Source organism: Arthrobacter globiformis NBRC 12137, from assembly GCF_000238915.1.
In the GTDB taxonomy this organism is placed as follows: domain Bacteria; phylum Actinomycetota; class Actinomycetes; order Actinomycetales; family Micrococcaceae; genus Arthrobacter; species Arthrobacter globiformis.
In genome coordinates, this window is record NZ_BAEG01000051.1 from 71,566 (window position 1) to 89,580 (window position 18,015).

Annotated in this window: 11 protein-coding genes and 2 pseudogenes; 8 read left to right on the plus strand and 5 right to left on the minus strand. The window is 66.3% G+C overall.

The features are described 5' to 3' along the window. Positions 1–5 precede the first annotated feature (5 nt). Positions 6–995 (plus strand): M56 family metallopeptidase, encoded by a 990-nt coding sequence (locus tag ARGLB_RS09660; RefSeq protein ID WP_003801652.1) that lies wholly within the window; start codon positions 6–8, stop codon positions 993–995. A gap of 29 nt (positions 996–1,024) precedes the next feature. Here ARGLB_RS09660 and ARGLB_RS09665 read toward each other — a convergent pair whose 3' ends face one another. Next, positions 1,025–3,130, minus strand: coding sequence for a DNA gyrase/topoisomerase IV subunit B (locus tag ARGLB_RS09665; protein WP_003801653.1), 2,106 nt, complete (start codon positions 3,128–3,130; stop codon positions 1,025–1,027). A gap of 225 nt (positions 3,131–3,355) precedes the next feature. Between ARGLB_RS09665 and ARGLB_RS09670 the strand changes: the two genes are divergently transcribed. Next, on the plus strand, positions 3,356–3,577 hold the full coding sequence (locus ARGLB_RS09670; protein WP_003801656.1) for a DUF7455 domain-containing protein: 222 nt from the start codon (positions 3,356–3,358) through the stop codon (positions 3,575–3,577). A gap of 525 nt (positions 3,578–4,102) precedes the next feature. Further along, positions 4,103–5,421: pseudogene (locus tag ARGLB_RS09675) on the plus strand (HNH endonuclease). 359 nt (positions 5,422–5,780) lie between these two features. On the opposite strand, the gene ARGLB_RS09680 reads toward ARGLB_RS09675, so the two are convergent. The 4 genes from ARGLB_RS09680 to ARGLB_RS09695 form a co-directional block, all read right to left on the minus strand. Continuing rightward, on the minus strand, positions 5,781–7,055 hold the full coding sequence (locus tag ARGLB_RS09680) for an RNA polymerase sigma factor (protein ID WP_003801660.1): 1,275 nt from the start codon (positions 7,053–7,055) through the stop codon (positions 5,781–5,783). A 450-nt stretch (positions 7,056–7,505) separates the two neighbouring features. Next, positions 7,506–9,029, minus strand: a complete 1,524-nt coding sequence (locus tag ARGLB_RS09685; protein WP_003801663.1) for a DUF4192 family protein — start codon at positions 9,027–9,029, stop codon at positions 7,506–7,508. Between the two features lie 146 nt (positions 9,030–9,175). After that, positions 9,176–10,516: an MFS transporter gene (locus ARGLB_RS09690; RefSeq protein WP_003801665.1), complete on the minus strand. Its 1,341-nt coding sequence runs from the start codon at positions 10,514–10,516 to the stop codon at positions 9,176–9,178. 93 nt (positions 10,517–10,609) lie between these two features. After that, positions 10,610–11,548 carry a proteasome assembly chaperone family protein gene (locus ARGLB_RS09695; protein WP_003801667.1) on the minus strand — a complete coding sequence of 313 codons (939 nt, stop codon included), beginning with the start codon at positions 11,546–11,548 and terminating at the stop codon, positions 10,610–10,612. 261 nt (positions 11,549–11,809) lie between these two features. On the opposite strand from ARGLB_RS09695, the gene ARGLB_RS09700 reads away from it, so the two are divergent. The 5 genes and pseudogenes from ARGLB_RS09700 (at position 11,810) to ARGLB_RS09720 (ending at position 17,984) form a co-directional block, all read left to right on the plus strand. Further along, on the plus strand, positions 11,810–13,327 hold the full coding sequence (locus ARGLB_RS09700) for a leucyl aminopeptidase (RefSeq protein ID WP_003801670.1): 1,518 nt from the start codon (positions 11,810–11,812) through the stop codon (positions 13,325–13,327). Between the two features lie 242 nt (positions 13,328–13,569). Next, positions 13,570–14,952 carry a dihydrolipoyl dehydrogenase gene (gene lpdA, locus ARGLB_RS09705; protein WP_003801672.1) on the plus strand — a complete coding sequence of 461 codons (1,383 nt, stop codon included), beginning with the start codon at positions 13,570–13,572 and terminating at the stop codon, positions 14,950–14,952. 129 nt (positions 14,953–15,081) lie between these two features. Then, a pseudogene (gene sucB / locus ARGLB_RS09710) lies at positions 15,082–16,850 on the plus strand (2-oxoglutarate dehydrogenase, E2 component, dihydrolipoamide succinyltransferase). A 163-nt stretch (positions 16,851–17,013) separates the two neighbouring features. Continuing rightward, positions 17,014–17,364, plus strand: coding sequence for a hypothetical protein (locus ARGLB_RS09715; RefSeq protein WP_003801680.1), 351 nt, complete (start codon positions 17,014–17,016; stop codon positions 17,362–17,364). A gap of 191 nt (positions 17,365–17,555) precedes the next feature. Next, complete coding sequence (locus ARGLB_RS09720; protein ID WP_003801682.1) at positions 17,556–17,984, plus strand: OsmC family protein; 429 nt, start codon at positions 17,556–17,558, stop codon at positions 17,982–17,984. Positions 17,985–18,015 lie beyond the last annotated feature (31 nt).

Consider the following 18,015-nt stretch of genomic DNA (forward strand, 5'->3'; position numbering starts at 1 on the left):
ACCTGATGTTCTGGACCTCATATTTCCTGGCGGTCCTGGCGATAGTACTGGCCTGGCCGGTACCTATCCTTCTTTCGCGCGCCCACTGGCCGGCGCGCGACCCCTTCACGGCCATGGTGCTGTGGCAGGCCATCGCACTCGCCGGTGGGCTGTCCATGATCGGTGCCATGCTGGTCTATGGCCTCGAACCCGTCGGCGACAACCTGATTGCCGGCCTGCGCGCGCTGGCAGGCATGGTGCTGTTTGCAGCGCCCACCACAGCCCTGGGCTTCTGGCATCTCTTCGCGCTCTCCGCGGCCGCGCTGCTGACAGCGCACCTCGTCTTCACGCTGCTGCTGACCTATTACAAAATCGAGCGCCAGCGCAGGCGGCACCGCGAACTGCTGGCCCTCCTGGCCTCACCGTCCGACGACGGGCCCGGCACTGTGGTCATCAACCACGATTCCCCGGTGGCCTACTGCCTGCCCGGCGGCGCCCGCTCCGTCACGGTCCTCTCCGACGGCCTGATGGCCGCCCTCGAACCGGCAGAGCTGCGCGCCGTCCTGATTCACGAAAACGCGCACCTCACCCAGCGCCACCACCTGCTGCTGTGGGCCTTCGCCGCCTGGCGCCAGGCCCTGCCATGGCTGCCCACCACGCGCCTGGCCCAGGAGGCTGTGAACTCCCTCATTGAAATGCTTGCGGACGATGTTGCCCTCAAAACGGAGAGCAAGGTAACGCTGATCAAGGCGATAGCCATCGTCGCCAGCGGCTCGGCGGCACCCCCGGGGGCCGCCGTCGTCGAACCGGCAGGCCTTGCAGGCTCAAGCCTGCAGCTGCCGGACGGCGCCGGCGCCGGCGGCGCCGGACCGAGCACGACGGCGTCACGCGTGAGCCGCCTTCTCTCACCCCAGCCTCCGCTCGCCGGCGGCCTCCGGGCAACCGTCCTGGCCGTGTGCACGCTGCTGCTGGCGATGCCCACAGCCCTCCTGATAGTTCCCGGCCTGCTGGGCTGAGCCCGGCCTCCGTCGGCTGAGGCCGGCTCCTAGGCGTCGATGCGTTCCCGGTCCAGGCTGGAGGCACCGGCGATGATGAAGTCCTTGCGCGGCGCGACATCCGATCCCATGAGTAGGTCGAACGTGGCTTCCGCCTGCTGGGCATTCTCGATGTTCACCTTGCGAAGCATGCGGTGCCGGGGGTCCATCGTGGTTTCGGCCAGCTGCTCAGCATCCATCTCACCCAGACCCTTGTAGCGCTGGATGGGTTCCTTGTACTTCCTGCCCTCAGCTGCGAGCTTCGCCAGCAGGGCGTGCAGCTCGGCCTCGGAATACGTGTAGATCATCTCGTTGGCCTTCTGGCCGGGGTTGATGACTTCTACCCGGTGCAGCGGCGGCACGGCAGCGAAGACCCGGCCTTCCTCCACCATGGGCCGCATGTACCGGAAGAAGAGGGTGAGCAGCAGAGTGCGGATGTGGGCGCCGTCGACATCGGCGTCGGTCATCAGGATGACCTTCCCGTAACGGGCGGCTTCGATCGCGAAGCTGCGTCCGGAGCCGGCCCCGACCACCTGGATGAGGGCCGCGCACTCGGCGTTCGAGAGCATGTCGCCCACGGAGGCCTTCTGGACGTTGAGGATCTTGCCGCGGATCGGCAGCAGCGCCTGGAAGTCCGAGGAGCGCGCCAGCTTGGCCGTTCCGAGGGCCGAGTCGCCCTCCACGATGAACAGTTCGGAGCGGGCGACGTCGTCAGTGCGGCAGTCTGCGAGCTTGGTGGGCATCGACGACGACTCTAGCGCTGTCTTGCGGCGCTGCGTCTCCTTGTGCACGCGCGCGGAGATGCGCGACTTCATCTCGCTGACGATCTTTTCCAGCAGCAACGCTGACTGTGCCTTGTCGTTGCGGTTGGAGGAGTTCAGCTTGGCCGCTATCTCCTTCTCCACCACCCGGGCCACGATGGCCTTGACTGCGGAGGTGCCGAGGATTTCCTTCGTCTGGCCCTCGAACTGCGGCTCAGCGAGCCGCACGGTCAGGACGGCGGTGAGGCCAGCGAAGATGTCGTCCTTCTCGATCTTGTCGTTGCCGGCCTTGAGTTTCCGCGCGTTGGCTTCCACGGCCTTTCGGAACGTTTTCACGAGAGCCTGCTCGAAGCCGGACTGGTGCGTGCCGCCCTTCGGCGTGGAGATGATGTTGACGAAGCTGCGGACCGTGGTGTCGTAACCGATCCCCCAGCGCAGTGCGACGTCCACTTCGCAGTCGCGTTCAACTTCCGCGATCTTGCTGTGGCCTTTCTCATCCAGCACGGGGACGGTTTCCTTGAACTTGCCGGAACCATGCAGGCGCCAGACGTCCGTGACCCCGGAGTCCGCAGCGAGGAATTCCACGAACTCGGAGATGCCGCCGTCGTGGTGGAACACTTCCTCGTGCGCCCCCAGTTCACCGGGGGTGCCGGGGAGCTTGCGCTCATCGCGGACGGTGATCTTCAGGCCGGGGACCAGGAAGGAGGTCTGGCGGGCCCGCGCGGTGAGTTCCTCGTAGGAGAACCGGGCGTCCTGGGTGAAGATCTGCGTGTCCGCCCAGTAGCGGATGCGCGTTCCGGTGACGCCGCGCTTGGCCTTGCCGACGACGTCCAGGACAGAGTCTTCGACGAACGGGGCGAATGTGGCGGCCGGGCTGGGGCGGCCGTTGTCGTTGAAGCGGCCGGGCTCACCCCGGCGGAAGGACATCCTGTACGTTTTGCCGCCCCGGTCAACTTCGGCGTCGAGACGTGCCGAGAGCGCGTTGACGACGGACGCGCCGACGCCGTGCAGGCCGCCGGAGGCGGTGTAGGAACCGCCGCCAAACTTGCCGCCCGCGTGCAGTTTAGTGAAGACCACCTCGACGCCGGTGAGGCCAGTCTTTGGTTCGACGTCGACGGGAATGCCGCGGCCGTCGTCGTGGATCTCTACAGAGTTGTCCGCGTGCAGAATGATCTTGATGTCGTGGCCAAAGCCGGCCAGCGCCTCGTCGACGGAGTTGTCGATAATTTCCCAGAGGCAGTGCATAAGGCCGCGGGAGTCCGTGGAACCGATGTACATGCCGGGGCGTTTGCGCACGGCCTCCAGCCCCTCCAGCACCGAAAGGTGGCGGGCGGTGTAATCAGAACTCGGTGCCACAGGTAGGGAACTCCTTTGAGGAACAGGCCGGATCGGCGTTAAAAGGCTCCCCCTAGCCTAGTCCCGCCGCCGCCAAATGCCCGACTGCCACTCCCGACACGGGTCCCCGCTCCCGGCGTTCGTTACGTACACGTGATACGCGGACAGCGAAAGTGACCCATCCTTGCCATGGTTTAGCGGCGAATGCTGGTTATATAGATGTACAGAACTACTAAGGAGGCCGACATGACAACAGCAGTTGCCGACCGCACGCTAACCGCAGCTGACCGGTGTGACCGTTGCGGTGCACAGGCATACGTCCGGGTTGTACTCGAGTCCTCCGGAGGTGAGCTGCTCTTCTGCGCCCACCATTCTCGCGCCGTCGAAGCGACCCTGAGGCCGCTCAGCTCCGACTGGCACGATGAGACGGACCGGTTGCAGGAAAAGGCGCCGGTTCCGGTCGACTAGACAACAAAGCTCAAAGCCAGGATCCCCGCACGGGGGTCCTGGCTTTTTCTTTTTCGCCTCTGCCGTGGATGCTCACTGCGGCGCTAAATTGTCAGTCCCCCTTGGCAGACTGTGTTCATGGAAGGCAGCGGGAATTCAGCACTGACAGGAGCGGCGCCGCACGGCGGCGTGCTGCAGGCCGCCGCCTTTCCTGATGCTGAGTTCCTGTTCGATGCGTTCCCGGACGGCGCCATTCTGTTCGATGAGTTCGAGGACGACGGTTTGCCGTATGACGATGACCTCGACGCCGCGTTCCCGGCTGTGTTCCCTGAGGACCCGTTTCCCGAGGCCCAGTTTGCCGATGTTCTGTTCGCCGACGCCGACGCCTCCATCGCCGGAACGGGCGCTGGTGGGCGCGGGCCCTGTACGCCGAGGCCGGCTTTGGCGGACCGGGTCGCTGCGGCAACCGCCCTTCTGCGGGCTGATCTGAACGCCGACAAGGCCGGGCTGATCGACCAGACCCACGCGTACGAGAACGTCAAAAACATGCTTGCCGGGCAACAGGCCAGACTTGCCGTCACCTTCGAGACCCGGCACAGCCAGGACCAGACGGATCTTGGGACGGATGAGGGCCGCAGGACACTGACCGCCGAGAACCTCGGCAAAGACCGCAGCAAAGACCGGGGCCTGGGCGCGGCCGAACAGATCGCGCTGGCCCGGGGCGAGTCCCCGCACCGCGGCGGCCGGCTGCTCGGCATGTCCAAGGCCCTGGTCAAGGAGATGCCCCACACCCTGGGAGCCCTGGACACCGGCCAGCTCAACGAAGAACGGACTATGCACATCGTGAAGGAAACCGCCTGCCTGAGCCCGGCCGACCGCTCCGCCGTCGACGAGGAACTCGCCGCCGACACCGGAACCTTCACCGGCGCCGGGACCCGGAGCATTGTGGGGGCGGTCCGCGCCGCCGCCACGCGCAGGGACCCCCGCTCTGTCGCTCAGCGCGCCAGCCACGCCGCGTCGGAACGGTCCGTGAGCCTCCGACCGGCCCCGGACACCATGACCTACCTGACCGCGCTGCTGCCCGCCCACCAGGGCGTCGCCGTGCATGCGGCCCTGACCCGGCACGCTGACACCCTCAAAGCCGCCGGGGACCCGCGCACGCTCAGTCAGATCAAAGCCGACACCCTGGTCGAACGGACCACCGGGACCCCCGGCGGCATCACCGGTATCGAGATCAGCCTCGTCATGACCGACCGCACCCTCCTGCAGGGCGACAGCGAACCCGCCCGGATCCCCGGCTACGGTGTTGTCCCCGCCCAGTGGGCACGGGAGCTCCTCAACCCGGAACGCGCACAGGGACGCGGCGAAGGACAGGGGCGGCGCCCGAAGGGTTCGGGCCTGCAGGATTACACCCGGGCAACCGCTGGCGGCGCTGCCGACTCAAACATGTCCGGCTCAAACGTGTCCGACTCAGCCACCGGCCAGAAGGACGCGGTGAAGGAACTGAAGATCTGGGTCCGGCGGCTGTACACCGCCCCGAACACCGGCGACCTGGTGGCCATGGACTCGCGCAGGCGCCTGTTCCCGGCACCGCTGCGCCGCTTCATCCAGATCCGCGACGACACCTGCCGCACCCCTACTGCGACGCCCCCATCCGCCACCACGACCACATCATCCCCTGGCACAACAACGGCCCCACCACCCTGGCCAACGGCGCCGGGCTCTGCGAAGCATGCAACCACACCAAAGAACTCCCCGGCTGGACAACCCAACCCAGACCCGGGCCGCGCCACACCATCGAACTCACCACACCCACAGGCCACACCTACCGCTCCACCGCACCGCCACTGCCTGGAACTGGTTAGCGTGCACCGGAGTGCGCCAACCGGGGGTAGCGGGAACCGACAGGCGTGGAGCCAGTCAGCCTGGAACCGGTAGACGAGGAATCCGTGACTCAGGCTTCAGCGATCCTTGAAATCACCCTTTCCGGGAACCGGCCGGGCCAGGCCGTCCAGTCGGTGACCTGAGAACCGCATAACGGGTCCAGAGGGGAGGTGATTCAGGCAATGGCTAAGCCACGGGCGCGGACTCTGGGCCGAACATGCACGTGAACGTGGTTGATGTCGTAGCGGCACGACAAAGGCCAAGCCTGCCGCCGTTTCGGGCAGAAGGCCTGGCCTTTGTTCGCGTTTGCCAGTCCAGCAGTTGCTGGGTCCGGTGTTTCCTAGTCCAGGTAGTCCCGCAGCACCTGCGACCGGGACGGGTGGCGGAGCTTGGACATGGTCTTGGATTCAATCTGACGGATGCGCTCACGGGTAACGCCGTAGACCTTGCCGATTTCGTCTAAAGTCTTCGGCTGGCCATCCGTGAGGCCGAACCGCATGGCAACGACGCCGGCTTCGCGCTCGGACAGGGTGTCCAGCACGGAGTGCAGCTGTTCCTGCAGCAAGGTGAAGCTCACAGCATCGGCAGGAACGACTGCTTCGGAGTCCTCAATGAGGTCACCGAATTCGGAGTCGCCGTCCTCGCCGAGCGGCGTGTGGAGCGAAATGGGCTCGCGGCCGTACTTCTGGACTTCGACGACCTTCTCGGGCGTCATATCCAGCTCGAGCGCCAGCTCTTCGGGCGTGGGTTCGCGGCCCAGGTCCTGCAGCATCTGGCGCTGGACACGGGCCAGCTTGTTGATGACTTCCACCATGTGCACCGGGATACGGATGGTGCGGGCCTGGTCCGCCATGGCACGGGTGATGGCCTGTCGGATCCACCAGGTGGCGTACGTGGAGAACTTGAAGCCCTTGGTGTAGTCGAACTTCTCGACGGCACGGATGAGGCCGAGGTTGCCTTCCTGGATGAGGTCCAGGAACAGCATGCCGCGGCCGGTGTAACGCTTGGCCAGCGACACCACGAGGCGGAGGTTGGCCTCGAGCAGGTGGTTCTTGGCGCGCTTGCCGTCATGGATGATGAACTCGAGCTCGCGCTTGTACTTCGGATCCATGGAGCCGTCGTCGGCGGCGATCTTCTCTTCGGCGAACAGGCCGGCCTCGATGCGCAGCGCGAGGTCAACTTCCTGTTCGGCGTTGAGGAGGGCTACCTTACCGATCTGCTTGAGGTAGTCCTTGACGGGGTCGGCGGTAGCGCCGGCAGACATGACCTGCTGGACAGGTGCGTCGTCGTCGTCGGCGTCAGAGTAAACGAAGCCCGAACCGGTAGGCGCTGCGGCTTCCTTGCCGGCCTCGTCGGGTTCATCGACCAGATCTGCGGTGTCGGGCTGCGCGTCGTCGAGGTCCTCCTCGACTTCCACGTCGGCATCGTCATCGGTTGAGCGGCTTCCGGCAGCTTCGGCTGCAGCCTTGGCTCCGGGTTTGGGTCCGCGCTTCTTGGGCTCGGGCTTCCCAGCGGCACGGGTGGCGGCACGCTTGGCGCTGGATGCCGCCGGCTTCTCCTCGGCAGTGTCAACGGCCAGGGCGGCGGGTTCCTTCTTCGCGGAAGACGGGGTCACAGAAAACCTTTCTAGCGGCGGTCTGTGGAGTCACCTTCGGGCAACACCACTATGACCCTGTCAAGTCCGTGATCGACATCAGATGCAACCGACCGACAGGGCCACTAAGTAGAACTGCCGGGGCGGCCGCAATGTTCCCGCATGGGACCACTGCAAGCATTGATTCACGGACCCAACCGGGTCTCGGCCTCCATTGTCTCATGATTTTCCGTACCAGGGGCCGAACGGACCGTAATACGCCGCGCCCACGGGATGTGTCGGCTTCGGCAGGCTCCTCGGTCCGGCCCGGCGGAGAGGCCCGGACGGGTCGTCAGGTACGCCCGGGTGGCGAGGTCCGGCTGGGCGTTGCGGTCCGGCTGGGCGTTGCGATCCGGAGCCCGAGCCTGGTCTGGCTTGCGAACCGGCCCCGCGCCGGCTCTGGACGCGGTCAATCTCCAGGCAGGCCAGTCTCTAAGCGGCGTCCGATCCGAATTTCTGCCAAGCTGCCTCACGTCGCCCTGCCCATCCGCAGATTGTTCCGCGCCGGACCACCTCGGACAGCAACTCGGCCAGCCGGTACCCCGGGCTGGCCTTCAGGGCCCGGGTCAATGATGCGTGCGCGAAGGAGCCCCTACCCCGGCACCATTCGATCCAGCCGGTGGCCGTCAGCGCTGCAGCCTGCGCCTGTCCCCCGCCAAACGACGACAACTCCGCCATCAGTCCCTCCAGGCGTTTCAGAGTGTCCCAGTCCGGTACCGACGGACTTAGGCCCAACAGGACTTCGCCATAACCCGGCAGGGCATCCGGGCCGCCGCTGGAGGCAGGCACCTGGTCAGGACGGCCCGTGGCCATCCCCTGGTACGGATGATCGCCGCTCAGTCCTGTTCCGGGCGCCTGCTCCGCTCCGGGCACCGAGTCTGTTCCGGGCGCCGAGGATGCCACGCCGCCGTCGGGCGCCGGGCTGGGTAATCCGCTCAGGGACAGCCGCGGCTCCGGCAGCAGCGGGCAGGACACGGGGAGTCCAGTCCCGGCGGAGAAGATCCCGAAGGCTTCGGCTCCGGACGCCGCCGCGGCGCGTCCCGCGGCGGCCATGACCAGAACCGCGTCGCGCCAGGCCGGAACATGCAGGGACGCGCGCAGGAACCCGGCGAGTTGCGGTTCCAGTCCCTTTTCCGGGCCGGCTGCGCGTGGACCGGGCGCACGTTGCCCGCCACGTCCCGGGGCTGCCTCAGGCAAAACGGCCTCAGGCAGAACGGCGTCAGGCGGAGCTGCTGCGAGCGCAGCTGCCCAGGCATCGAGGACCGCATCAAACTGTGCCCGCTGAGTCCCCTTGCCGGCCAGGGCTAGGATCCACTCGCGTTCGGCTGCCATCACAGCGGCGTCGTCCGCCGGAGTCGTATTGGCATTGCAGAGTGAAGTAGCACCCGGCGGCGCACCGACGCTGCTGCCCAGATACACCATCTCCGCATTGAGCCGGCTGTCCCGGATTTCTGCGACGGAGCGGCCCGGCATCGGACAGCAACTGCTATCGGTGCAGTACAGGTTGCGCCAGTACTCGTCACCGACGCGCCATGCGTCCCGCACCGGCATGCCAGCCAGCCCGAGCGCGCATTCCAGATCGGCGAGCAGGGGCCGCAAGGACAACGCCGCCGTTCCTTCCCTGCCGGCGCCGTTATCACCGGCGCCGTTATGACCGGCGTCGCTATGACCGGCGTCGCTATTACCGCCGTCGATAACATCGCCGTCAGTAAAGAAGACCAGCAGCGACCCGTCGGCTTCCTTGTCCGCCAGAAGGTACTCCGCCACCGTCCTCGCGAACGCCTCCCGGCTGCGCCGGCCACCGCGCTCCGGGAGGTCGACCCGCAGAGTGGCCCCGAGGCGTTTGCCCTGCATGGTCATGGCCACGAGGCTCTGCGACGGCCAATAACCCAGGCTGTGCGGAATGTAGCCAAGAATGTCTTCGGGACCGCTGATGATGAGATGCTCCGGTGTCATGGAAACAGCTTCCGACGGCGGTCACCGCCGGCGCGACAGGCAGCCTGAGCTATGTGGAAGCCTGCGCTATGTGGACAACCCGGAACAGGTGTGTTGAGGAATAGTCTCGCTGCCCGCGGCAAGGGCTCCGGCCGGCGGTATGGGGCCTAGTCGCGGGAAGGGGTCTTGCGGCGGGCAATCCGCTCGCGCCGCTGCTGGGCCATTGCCTGCAGCAGCGGCGGCACCACCACTCCCTGGGCAGCCATCTGCCGGCGGACCTTGCGCCGGACCACCAGCATGGCGACGGACCCGACGCCGAGGAGCAGGAAGTGCACGCAAAGCGCGATGCGGAAGGGCTCCAGGCCATAGAGCTCCCCGCGGGAAAAGCCCGTGGAGTTGAGGATGTCCAGCACGGCGCCGATGAGGTAGATAGCCATGAGCGCTGCGAAGAAGCCACCCACGTTGACGATGCCCGTGGCGGTCCCGATCCGGTGGGCCGGGTTGAAGGTGCGGGCAAAGTCGAAGCCGATCATGGAGCCCGGGCCGCCGATGGCCAGCACCACGATGAGCACCGCCAGCAGCCACAGCGGTGAGCGGCCGGGATACAGCAGCACGGCTGCCCAGGCTGCCGCGGTGGCACCGACAAGGAGGAGGACCATGGTGGAGCGCCGGAGCGGGTGCCGGGCAACAAAACGCCCGATCAGCGGCCCGGCTCCGATGGCACCGGCCACATACAGGGACATGAGCGACGCGACGGTCCCGGCATCGAGACCCTGCGCCGAAATCAGGAACGGGTAGCCCCAGGTCATGGCGAACACCGTGCCGCTGAACTGGATGGTGAAGTGGCTCCACATCCCCAGCCGCGTCCCCGGCTGCTTCCACGCGCGCGACAGGGACACGCCGGTGGCGCGCAGCCCCTTGGCCGCCTCCTGCCTGGGCGTGCCGGGCGGCACGTCCTGCAGCATCAGGACCACCAGCACGACGGCGACTCCGGAGAATCCGGCCAGCGCAAGGAACGCCGGGGTCCAGCCCGCGGTGTGCAGGATGAAGGCGAACGGCACCACGCTCAGCAACTGGCCGAGCTGTCCGGACATGCCGGTCAGCTGGGTCAGCAGCGGAACGCGGGCCGGCGCAAACCACAGCGGAATCAGCCGGATGACGGAGATGAAGGTCATGGCGTCGCCGGCCCCCACGAGCACGCGGCCCAGCACACCGGCCGGGACGCTGTCTGCAAACGCAAGCTGCAACTGCCCCAGGCCCATCAGCAGGGCGCCCCCGGCGATCATGGCCCGGGAACCGAACCTGTCCACCAGCACACCCACCGGAATCTGAAGTCCGGCGTACACCAGCAGCTGCAGCACCGTGAAAAAGGAGATGGCCGAGGCGCTGGCATGGAACCGCTCGGTGGCCTCGAGTCCGACCACACCGAACGACGTACGCTGCGTCACAGCCACGAGGTACGAAAAGATGCCAATGGACCAAATGAGCCAGGCGCGGGGTGCAGTCACCCTTTTATTATCCCCAGCGGAGGCAAAAATACTATTTAATTTGCCCGCTTTTGGCCTTTCAGTGATGAGCCTAATGCAGCCCAGTGACGGGGCTTACGGCGCGGGGTTCTCCCGCGCCAGGTAGGCCTCCACAGCGGCGCCCAGTGCGTCGCCGTCGGGCAGTTCATCATTTTCGTTGGCAAGCAGGGACCGGCGCACTGTGCCCTCCGCCTTTTCGTCATAGCGGGCCTCGAGCCGGGCCACCACCTGCTGGACTTCCTCCGACGCCTCGATCTGCTCGGCAATCTGCCGGCCCACTTCACGGCCCGACTCGCGCAGCCGGTCGGTCGGCAGCATCAGCGAGGTTGCGGCCCCCAGGTACTCCAGGCCGGCCACGGCAGCCGTGGGGTATTCCGCCTCGGCGAGGTAGTGCGGCACGTGGATCACGTACCCGGCAACGTTGCGGCCGGCGTCGGTCAGGCGGAGTTCCAGGACATGCCCGACGGCGGCAGGCACTTCCACGGTCGGCTTCCAGGAGGAGATGCCCTCAATGAGCTCCGGCCGGTTGCCGTGCACAGTCACGCCGACCGGACGGGTGTGGGGTACAGGCATGGGAATTGAGTGGATCCAGGTCACCAGGTTGACGTCCAGGGCCTCGACGATCTGCACCACGGCACGGGCGAATCGTTCCCACTGCAGGTCCGGCTCGAAGCCGGCGAGGAACAGGAACGGCTTGCCTAGCCCGTCGACCAGCCTGTACAGGGCCAGGGTGGGCGGCTGGTAATCCTGCAGGTGATCCTCCACAAAGGTCACATGCGGGCGCCGGGACCGGTAGTCCATCAGCTGGTCGGCGTCGAACACGGCCACACGTTCGGAGTCGAGGGTGTCCAGCAGCTCGCCGGTGATCTGCCGGACCACGTGGCCGGCATCGGCGAAACCGGTAAAGCCCATCACCAGGTTCAGCCCGCGGAGCTCAGGGTTATGGAACAGCCCAATGTTCTTGGCATAGAGCGCGTCGGGGTCCAGCAGCGAGCCGGAAATCCTTTCAAACACGGCGAGTTCCTTTCGTGGTCGGGGTTAATCTTCATAACGCCCGGAAGAGCGGCGTCATTCCTCGGGGCGTTGTGGCACGGCTCTCAACCGGCCCGTTTCCCCGGCGCTCCCCCGCAGTTGCGGAACGAGAGACTACGATCGGAATTGGCTTCCTTGGAAGCTGGCGCCGCTGCCCTGCGGGGACGGCGGCCGGCACCCGCGAGAGGGCGCCTTGCTGCGCTCCCTGCCCGAACAATCACAGAGAATTGAGGACCGATCCTCGTGGTCAAGAATACTGAAACCAACCTTAGTGCCATTGCAAGGGACCTGAAGAAGGCGCCAAGTGACGCAGTGGTCATCGGCGTCGGACAGGGCACGGCCGGCCCTTTCCTGCTGGAAAACCCGTTGACCGCGAAATCCGTCGAGGCCCTGACCGATTCCCTGAAGGTCCTCGGCATCACCGGCGCCCCGGACCAGGCGGTCCGCCTTCCCGGGCTTCCGGAAACGGGCTCAGGAATCCTCGTGCTGGCCGGCATAGGAAAGGTCGACCCCGGGGGAAGGGTTTCCGGCGAGGCGCTGCGCCGCGCTGCCGGCTCCGCCGTCCGCCAGCTTGCCGGGCTGTCGTCCGTCACGCTGGCCTTCCCGACGGCGACTGTCGCCGATGTCGCTGCCATCGCCGAGGGTGCCGCGCTGGGAGCGTACTCGTTCACGGAGTTCCGCTCGTCCAAGGACGGCCTCAAGGATCCCGTGGCCGACGTCGCGATCTTCACTGACCTGGCCGGAGACAAAGACCTGCAGCCGGCACTCGAGCGTGCGCGCCTGCTGGGCAAGGCTGTCAACGCCACCCGCTCGCTCGTGAACCAGCCGCCGAGCCACCTCTACCCCGAGTCGTTCGCCGACGCAGCGAAGGAACTGTCCAAGGGGCTGCCCGTCAAGGTCACGGTGTGGGACGAAAAGCGCCTGGAAAAGGAAGGCTTCGGCGGCATCATGGGCGTTGGCAAGGGCTCCGCCCGGCAGCCGCGCCTCGTCAAGGTGGAGTACTCCCCCGCCAAGGCCACGAGGAAAATCGCACTGGTCGGCAAGGGCATCACCTTCGACACCGGCGGCATCTCCATTAAGCCGGCCCTGGGCATGGGCGACATGAAGAGCGACATGGCGGGCGCCGCCGTCGTGCTTAACACGGTGCTGGCCATCGCGGGCCTTGGGCTGCCCGTCAAGGCAACCGCCTGGCTGTGCATCGCCGAGAACATGCCTTCCGGGGCCGCGTCGCGTCCCGCCGACGTGCTGACCATGTTCGGCGGCAAGACAGTTGAAGTGCTGAACACCGACGCCGAGGGCCGGCTGGTCATGGCCGACGGCATCGTCGCGGCCAGCCAGGAGTACCCGGATGCCATCATCGACGTTGCCACCCTGACCGGCGCCCAGCTGATCGCGCTTGGCAACCGCACCGCCGGCATCATGGGCGCGGACAGCGTGACCGGCCCGCTGAAGGCTGCGGCTGACCGGGCCGGCGAGCTCGTCTGGCCGATGCCCCTGCCGGAGGAACTGCGGCCCAGCCTCGACTCCCAGGTGGCGGACATCGCCAATATCGGTGAGCGTCACGGCGGCATGATGACGGCGGCCGTGTTCCTGCGCGAGTTCGTGGGCAAGGACAAGGGCGGCCAGACCATCCCGTGGGCGCACATCGACATCGCCGGCCCGTCCTTCAACAACGGAGCACCCTACGGCTACACGCCGAAGCAGGGCACCGGCTGCACCGTGCGCACGCTGGTGGCCTACGTCGAGGATCTCCTGGCCTAGGGCCAGTGTGACGCGCGGCTGTGCGGCAGCGTGATCCGCTCGCCACACAGCCGCGTGACACTCGACACAAGCGCTCCACAAAAGCAGCGGCAAGGTGGAGCATGGATAAGTGGTTCGCTAAGGTGAACCACGGTAGTCACAAATGAAAGGGAAAAGGCCTGCTGGCATAATCACGGCAGAGCAATTTCCAAGACCAGATGATGCGTACTCTCGTGTCATCGTTCACGCGAGGGAGCGTCTAAGTGGCCGATCAGGCAACTGCGCAAGAATTCGACATCCTGGTACTCGGTGGTGGCAGCGGCGGGTACGCCACGGCTCTCCGGGCCGTTCAGCTTGGCTTCACCGTTGGCCTCGTGGAGAAGGGCAAGCTCGGCGGAACATGCCTGCACAACGGCTGCATCCCCACCAAGGCTCTCCTGCACTCCGCGGAGCTGGCCGACCACGCCCGCGACTCCGCCAAGTACGGCGTGAACGTGACGCTCGACAGCATCGACATCACCGCTGTCAACGCCTACAAGGACGGCATCATTGCCGGCAAGTTCAAGGGCCTGCAGGGCCTGATCAAGTCCAAGGGCATCACCGTCATCGAGGGTGAAGGCAAGCTCCAGGGCACCGACACCGTCGTCGTGAACGGCACCGCCTACAAGGGCAAGAACATCGTGCTTGCGACCGGGTCCTACTCCCGCACGCTGCCGGGCCTGGAAATCGGCGGCAAGGTCATCACCTCCGATGAAGCACTCACCATGGACTACATCCCCAAGAGCGCGATCATCCTGGGCGGCGGCGTGATCGGCGTCGAGTTCGCTTCCGTCTGGAAGTCCTTCGGTGTTGACGTCACGATCGTTGAAGGCCTCCCCTCCCTCGTCCCGAACGAGGACGCGACGATCGTCAAGAACTTTGAGCGCGCCTTCAAGAAGCGCGGCATCAAGTTCTCCACCGGCGTCTTCTTCCAGGGTGTCGAGCAGAACGACGACGGCGTCAAGGTCACCCTTGTCGACGGCAAGACCTTCGAAGCCGACCTGCTCCTCGTGGCCGTCGGCCGCGGACCCGTCACCGCCAACCTCGGCTATGAAGAGGCGGGCCTCACCATCGACCGCGGCTTCGTCATCACCAACGAGCGCCTGCACACCGGCGTGGGCAACATCTACGCTGTCGGCGACATCGTCCCCGGCGTGCAGCTGGCGCACCGCGGCTACCAGCAGGGCATTTTCGTCGCCGAGGAAATCGCCGGCCTGAAGCCTGTCATCGTCGAAGACGTCAACATCCCCAAGGTCACCTACTCCGAGCCGGAAATTGCGACGGTCGGCTACACCGAGAAGGCCGCCAAGGCCAAGTTCGGCGACGACCAGGTCGACACCCAGGAATACAACCTCGCCGGCAACGGCAAGAGCTCCATCCTGGGCACCAGCGGCATCGTCAAGCTGGTCCGCCAGAAGGACGGCCCCGTCGTCGGCGTCCACATGATCGGCGCCCGCATGGGTGAGCAGATCGGCGAAGCCCAGCTGATCGTGAACTGGGAAGCCTACCCCGAGGACGTGGCCGCGCTGGTCCACGCCCACCCGACCCAGAACGAATCCCTGGGCGAGGCGCACCTGGCTCTGGCGGGCAAGCCCCTCCACGGCTAAGTCGTTCCGCGAGGCAACTCCGCAAGACACAAGGGCCTGGTGCACCGGCTCGAACAGCAGGGTGCACCAGGCTCGAACAATGCAGCAATTCATCCGCACTTTTAGATCAATAAGGAGAACGGGGACGACATGTCTGAATCCGTTAACTTGCCCGCCCTCGGTGAGAGCGTCACCGAAGGAACTGTCACCCGCTGGCTCAAGCAGGTAGGTGACCGGGTAGAGGTGGACGAACCGCTGCTCGAGGTATCCACCGACAAAGTAGACACCGAAATCCCCTCTCCGATCGCCGGCGTCATCGAGGAAATCCTCGTCGCCGAAGACGAGACCGCTGAAGTTGGCGCGCCCCTGGTGCGCATCGGTGACGGCTCGGGCGGCGGCGCTGCCGAAGCCCCCGCAGCAGCTCCCGCTGAGGAAGCACCGGCTGCACCTGCTGAAGAGTCACCCGCAGCACCCGCCGAAGAGGCACCGGCCCAGGAAGCACCTGCCGCAGAGGCAGCACCTGCCTCCTCCGGCGAAGGCCACGAAGTCACCCTGCCGGCCCTTGGCGAGAGCGTCACCGAAGGCACCGTCACCCGCTGGCTCAAGGCCGTTGGCGACTCCGTGGAAGTTGACGAGCCGCTGCTCGAAGTTTCCACCGACAAGGTGGACACCGAAATCCCGTCCCCGTGGCCGGCACCCTGCAGGAAATCCGCGTCAACGAGGACGAGACCGCCGAGGTTGGCTCTGTCCTCGCCGTGATTGGCTCGGGCGCCGCTGCTCCTGCTGCTGCTCCTGAGCAGCCCGCCGCCCCCGCTGCCGAACAGCCCGCAGCTGAGAAGGCCGCCCCCGCCCAGGAAGCCGCCCCCGCGCCGGCTCCCCAGGCAGCGCCGGCTCCCCAGGCAGCACCCGCTCCCCAGGCTGCACCGGCACCCCAGGCCGCACCGGCACCGGAGGCCGCACCTGCTCCGCAGGCTGCACCGGCCGCAGGCGCCGAGTCCGGCTACGTCACCCCCCTGGTCCGCAAGCTCGCCAACCAGCACGGCGTGGACATCGCTTCCGTCTCCGGCACCGGCGTTGGTGGCCGCATCCGCAAGCAGGATGTCCTGGCCGCCGCTGAGTCCAAGGCCGCTCCGGCAGCCGCAGCACAGGCAGCCCCGGCCGCCGCCTCCGCAGCACCGTCTGCGGCGGCTTCATCGCTGCGCGGCACCGTGCAGAAGGCACCGCGCATCCGCCAGGTCATCGCCCGCCGCATGCGCGAGTCCCTCGAGGTCTCCACCCAGCTGACCCAGGTGCACGAGGTCGATATGACCAAGATCGCCAAGCTCCGCCTCAAGGCCAAGAACTCGTTCCAGGCCCAGAACGGCGTCAAGCTGACGTTCCTGCCCTTCATTGCCAAGGCCGTGGCCGAGGCCCTCAAGCAGCACCCCAAGCTGAACGCTGCCTATGACGAGGACAAGCAGGAGATCACCTACCACAACGCCGAGCACCTGGCGATTGCGGTGGACACCGACAAGGGCCTGCTGGTTCCGGTCATCTCCGACGCGGGCAACCTGAACCTCGCCGGTCTGGCGGGCAAGATCGCCGACGTCGCCGGCCGCACGCGCGACGGAAAGATCGGTCCGGACGAACTGTCCGGCGGTACGTTCAGCATCACCAACATTGGTTCTGTCGGTGCGCTGTTCGACACCCCGATCATCAACCAGCCGCAGGTCGGCATCCTCGGCACCGGTGCGATCGTCAAGCGCCCCGTGGTGGTCCAGGACGAGAACGGTGACGACTCGATCGCCATCCGCTCCATGATGTACCTGTCCCTCACGTACGACCACCGCCTGGTGGACGGCGCGGACGCCGGACGCTTCCTGCAGACGCTGAAGGCCCGCCTCGAAGAAGGCGCGTTCGAAGCGGACCTGGGACTGTAACCAACAGGGGACGGTAACAACAGCCGAAAACGACGGCGGTGCGGACGCCGGTGGATTGCCACCGGAAGGCCGCACCGCCGTCGTCGTTTGTTTGGCCAACGGTAGCCCGAGCTTCAGCCGCGCCTTACTACGGCGCGTAGAAGTATCTGGCTAGACTGATGCCATGAACATCGTCTATAACGTCATGGTCTTCCTGCACATCGTCGGCGCCGCCATGATCGTCGGCATCTGGATCGGCAACATGAAGAAGCCGACCGTCCACCCCCGGCAGTTCGACGGCGCGGCACTCCAGCTCCTCACCGGCATCGTGATGATGGGCCTGATCCCCGCGCTCGACATGGACGCCAACTATGCCAAACTTGGCATCAAGTTCGCCGTCGCCCTGGTCGTCGGCGTTCTGGCCTTCATCGGCCGCCGCAAGTACAAGAAGGGCGAGCCGATCTCCGCCGGGCTTGCCCACAGCGTCGGCGGGCTGGCCCTCCTGAACGTCGCCATCGCCACGCTCTGGCAGTAACCGCCCTCTGCCATGCCAACGACGACGGCGACGCCCCCTTGGGAAGGGGCGTCGCCGTCGTCGTTGGCGGCTCCGGTCATAATCCTCTGACAGCGGACAACCCGTGCACCGGAGGCAGCGAATCCATAGGATTGTGGAGGACGGTCCGGGCGCCAGCCCGGCCATGATTGATCCCAAGCTAAGGAGTGGAAATGGCAGCAACACGCACCGCACACACTGTATGGAACGGCGACCTGATGACGGGCGCGGGCAACACCACACTCGACAGCTCCGGACTGGGCACCTACGAGGTCACCTGGAAGGCCCGCACGGAGGCCTCAGAAGGCAAGACCAGCCCCGAAGAGCTGATCGCCGCAGCCCACTCCGCCTGCTTCTCCATGGCCTTCAGCCACGCGTTGGCGCAGGCTGGCCACACGCCGGAAGAGGTGCACACCAAGGCGGACGTCACGTTCCAGCCCGGTACCGGCATCACGGGCAGCCACCTGACCCTGAACGCCAAGGTCCCCGGCATCACCGAAGATGAATTCCAGAAGATCGCAGCTGAGGCCAAAGTTGGCTGCCCTGTCTCCGGTGCCCTCGCCAGCATCGACATCACCCTGGACGCCACACTGGCTTCCTAGCCTTAAAGCCCGAAGGCCCCGTTCCCCTGGT